The following is a 773-nucleotide window of genomic DNA, read 5'->3' on the forward strand; positions in this document are numbered from 1 at the left end:
CCGGTCGGGATGCCGTCGGGTGGGGGGCGGTGCAGGTGCAGGTCGGTGCGGTCGGTGGGGATGTCGTACCAGGCGAGTAGGCGGCACCAGCGGTCGATTTCGTGGTCGTGGTCGTGCCAGTGGGGTCCGTCGGTGTGTCCGGCGTCGGGGTTGGCGTGGGCGAGGAGGCGGTGGGGTCGGGTGGCGAGGAGGAGTCGGTGGGACTGGGGTCCGCGGCCGTGCAGGTTGACGGCGAGGTCGGGGGGTGGGCCGGTCCAGGTGAGGGTGTCGAGGTCGGGGGTGTCGATCAGGTGGTCGATGGCGCCGATGAGGTTGACCAGGGGGGTGAGCCAGTGGGGTGCGGCGAGGGTGAGTTCCTGGTCGGGGTGGGCGGTGCGGAGGGCGCGGAGGGCGGGTACGGCGGTGGCGAGGTCGCCGACGCCGAGGGCGCGGAGGGTGAGGATCACGGGTAGCTGGTTTCTTGGTCGGCGCAGACGATCATTTCGCGGATGGCGCAGCCGGCGGGTTGGGAGAGGGCGAACATGATGGCGGCGGCGGTGTCGGCGGGGTCGTTGAGGATGGCGTCGGGGCCGGGTTGGTAGGTGGGGTCGCGGTCGTCGAAGAAGGCGGTGCGCATGCCGCCGGGGATGAGCAGGGTGACGCCGATGGTGCCGGCGAGTTCGGCGGCGAGGGCGCGGGTGAAGCCGACGACGCCGAACTTGGCGGCGCAGTAGGCGGTGGCGTCGCTGACGGCCTTGATGCCCAGCGTGGAGGCGACCGTGACGATGGTGCCA

At 72.1% G+C, this 773-nt stretch carries 2 protein-coding genes; both read right to left on the reverse strand.

The annotated features are described in order from the left end of the window. A partial coding sequence (locus Q3W71_RS30890; RefSeq protein WP_368051417.1) for a glycosyltransferase family 9 protein occupies window positions 1–446 on the reverse strand: 446 nt, incomplete at its 3' end. Next, on the reverse strand, window positions 443–773 hold a 331-nt coding region (locus Q3W71_RS30895), incomplete at its 5' end, for an SDR family oxidoreductase (protein WP_302923010.1). The genes Q3W71_RS30890 and Q3W71_RS30895, both read right to left, overlap by 4 nt.

Origin of the sequence: Micromonospora sp. C28SCA-DRY-2, from assembly GCF_030519475.1 — a bacterium.
In the GTDB taxonomy this organism is placed as follows: Bacteria; Actinomycetota; Actinomycetes; order Mycobacteriales; family Micromonosporaceae; genus Micromonospora.